Source organism: Kocuria sp. KH4, assembly GCF_053711175.1.
In genome coordinates this window covers 1-379 of the sequence record NZ_JBSJYX010000085.1, presented here as the reverse complement: position 1 = coordinate 379, position 379 = coordinate 1, and the positions used below count along the sequence as shown (strand labels likewise).

The following is a 379-nucleotide window of genomic DNA, read 5'->3' as shown; positions in this document are numbered from 1 at the left end:
CCGCGGCGTACTCGCCGGTGCCCTATCTGCCCGCGGCCCTGGGGGCGCGGATCGCCGCCGCCGCGGAGCTCGACGTCGGCACGGCCTGGACCCTGCTGCGGATGCGGCAGGTGCTCGCCTGCACGGCCGTGGCCGCCGTGGGGCTCTGGGCCCTGCGCGGCACCCGCTTCCTGTGGGTCGGCTTCTGCGTGGCGCTGCTGCCCACCGCCCTCTACCCGTCGGCGGTGATCTCGGCGGCCTCGGTGACCAACGCCGCGGTGCTGACCTTCACCGCGCTCGTGCTGCGCGCGCCCGTGCTGGACCGCTCCGGGGCGCCCCTCACCCGGGTGGAGCTGGGGACCGTGCTGGTGAGCGCGGTCGCCCTGCCGCTGATGACGCC

Annotated in this window: 1 protein-coding gene; it reads left to right on the top strand. The window is 77.0% G+C overall.

Going from position 1 to position 379, the window contains the following annotated elements:
- Positions 1-379 (top strand): DUF2142 domain-containing protein (locus tag ACWCOM_RS18590; RefSeq protein ID WP_454550216.1); only part of this gene is annotated, 379 nt, incomplete at both ends.